At 70.6% G+C, this 2,581-nt stretch carries 3 protein-coding genes; 2 read left to right on the top strand and 1 reads right to left on the bottom strand.

The window, feature by feature from the left end; translation table 11 throughout:
* On the top strand, positions 1–342 hold a 342-nt coding region (locus KBX53_RS29260; protein ID WP_210862837.1), incomplete at its 5' end, for a hypothetical protein.
* Between the two features lie 61 nt (positions 343–403).
* A complete protein-coding gene (gene purB, locus KBX53_RS29255; protein ID WP_030332189.1) occupies positions 404–1,828 on the top strand; it encodes an adenylosuccinate lyase in 1,425 nt (474 codons plus the stop codon).
* 102 nt (positions 1,829–1,930) lie between these two features.
* Here purB and KBX53_RS29250 read toward each other — a convergent pair whose 3' ends face one another.
* On the bottom strand, positions 1,931–2,494 hold the full coding sequence (locus KBX53_RS29250) for a YbjQ family protein (protein WP_081883826.1): 564 nt from the start codon (positions 2,492–2,494) through the stop codon (positions 1,931–1,933).
* Positions 2,495–2,581: the final 87 nt, after the last annotated feature.

Raw genomic sequence — 2,581 nt, 5'->3', positions numbered from 1 at the left:
ACCCCGCACTGCGACGCCCGCGCGTTCTGGGTGACCGGCCTGGGCGGGCACCGCACGGTGGTGGAGAGCTGGGGCTACACCGACGAGGTGGTGGCCGCGCACGGCGTCGAGAACCTCGGGTACGCCCGACAGAGCTTCCCCGATCAGGCGTTGCTCGCGCTCAACGACGGGGTGTTCAGCAGGCCGACCCGGGCGGACCTGGACCGGCTCCGCACCGAGCACGGGGTCCGGTGGCTCTTCGCCGACAGCCGGGCGGGCGCGGTGTCGGCGGAGCTGGCCGGGTTGGCGCAGGTCCGGCTGGTCGCCGGCCCGGTCACCGTCTACGAGCTGAACCGCCAGTGACGACCTGAGCACCCCCGGCCCGGTCCCGGCGTCCACCAGCGGGTGCGGGACAATGAGGTACGTGACGACGATCCCCAACGTGCTGGCCAACCGGTACGCCTCGCCCGAACTGGCAGCCCTCTGGTCCCCGGAGGAGAAGGTCCGGATGGAGCGGCGGCTCTGGCTCGCCGTGCTCCGCGCCCAGCGCGACCTGGGCGTGCCGGTGCCGGACGGCGTGGTCGAGGCGTACGAGCGGGTGCTCGACCAGGTCGACCTCGCCTCGATCGCGCAGCGGGAGCGGGTCACCCGGCACGACGTGAAGGCCCGGATCGAGGAGTTCAGCGCGCTCGCCGGGCACGAGCACGTGCACAAGGGGATGACCTCCCGGGACCTCACCGAGAACGTCGAGCAGCTACAGGTGCGCGCCTCGCTGGAGCTGATCCGCGACCGGGTGGTGGCCACCCTGGCCCGGCTCGCCTTCCTGGCGTACGAGCACTCCGAGCTGGTGATGACCGGCCGTTCGCACAACGTCGCCGCCCAGGCCACCACGCTGGGCAAGCGCTTCGCGTCGGCGGCGGAGGAGCTGCTGATCGCGTACGACCGGCTGGAGGAGCTGATCGCCCGCTACCCGCTGCGGGGGATCAAGGGACCGGTCGGCACGGCAGCCGACCAGCTCGACCTCTTCGACGGCGACGCCGACAAGGTGGCCGAGTTGGAGCGGCGGGTCGCCGAGCACCTGGGGTTCTCCCGGGTGCTGGACAGTGTCGGGCAGGTCTATCCGCGTTCACTCGACTTCGACGTGCTGGCCGCGCTGGCACAGACCGCCGCCGCGCCGTCGTCGCTGGCCACCACGATCCGGTTGATGGTCGGCCAGGAGCTGGCGACCGAGGGCTTCAAGCCGGGTCAGGTCGGTTCGAGCGCGATGCCGCACAAGATGAACACCCGCTCGTCGGAGCGGGTGAACGGCTTCGCCGTGATCATCCGGGGTTACCTGTCGATGGTCGGCGAGTTGGCCGGTGACCAGTGGAACGAGGGGGACGTGTCCTGCTCGGTGGTCCGCCGGGTGGCGTTGCCGGACGCGTTCTTCGCCGCCGACGGGCTGTTCCAGACGTTCCTCACCGTGCTCGACGAGTTCGGCGCGTACCCGGCGGTGATCAACCGGGAGCTGGAGCGGTTCCTGCCCTTCCTGGCCACCACGAAGATCCTGGTCGCGGCGGTCCGTCGGGGCGTCGGCCGGGAGGTCGCCCACGAGGTGATCAAGGAGCACGCGGTGGCGGTGGCGCTGGCGATGCGCGAGAAGGGCGCACCGGAGAACGACCTCTTCGACCGCCTGGCGGCGGACGGCCGGCTCGGCCTGTCCCGCGCCGACATCGACACCCTGGTCGCCGACCGCAACGCCTTCGTCGGTGCCGCCCAGGCCCAGGTAGCAGCGGTGACCCGCCGGATCACCAAGGTGGTGCAAACCCACCCCGACGCCGCGACCTACAGCCCACCCCCCATCCTCTAACCCCAGCCCCCCATCCTCTCGTGGTGATCAAGAGGTTTGCGTCAACTTCGATCTCCCTGGTGACCGAAACCTCTTGATCAACAGGGCAGGGTGGGCCGGGTGTCAGTCGCCGGTCGGGGTTTCGGCGGCGGTTCTCAGGTTGGGGGCGCTGGCGGGTTCGGCGATGCCGCCGGGAGATCCGGTGAAGCCCGCCGGCTCCGCGGTCTCCGCGGCGACCGCCGGCTGGTCGGCCGGCATGACCTCGGGCATCTTGGGTACGGCGACCACGGCCGTCCCGTACGCGCAGATCTCCATCCACATCTCGCCGCAGTCCCGGCTGTCGAATCGCATGCCGATCACCGCGTTCGCGCCGAGCCGCAGGGCCTCCTCGCCGAGGCGGGCCACCGAGTCGGTGCGCCACCGGGTCAGGTTGTCCGGGGCCATCGGGTCGTACGCGCCGCCGCGCAGGTTCTTGACCCCCTCGCGGTACGGGTTGCGCGTCCTGGCCATCGATGACACCACCTCACCGAGAATCTGGCGGATCTCGTAGCCGGGCAGTTGCTCTGTCGTCACGACCAGCACGTTTCCGATGCTGTCAGGAGTGGCGCGACCCGATCGTGTGCATTGTTCACCTGATCGGATGCTGCAAAACAGCGCGGCGCGGACGGCCGGCACGTGGCCGACCATCCGCGCCGCGCCGGGCGCTAACCGTCAGACACCGGCCACCGAGGTGATCCAGGCCCGGTTGTACGCAACACTGCCGTAGTTCTGGAT

The sequence above is a fragment of the Micromonospora sp. M51 genome (assembly GCF_018070305.1).
Lineage (GTDB): Bacteria > Actinomycetota > Actinomycetes > Mycobacteriales > Micromonosporaceae > Micromonospora > Micromonospora parva.
The sequence above is the reverse complement of the archived record's forward strand: the minus strand, read 5'-3'. Positions and strand labels throughout refer to the sequence as shown.

Coding starts and splice junctions, on each gene's coding strand:
- KBX53_RS29250 (WP_081883826.1), bottom strand. CDS start 2,494: ATGGTCGGCCACGTGCCGGCCGTCCGCGCCGCGCTGTTTTGCAGCATC.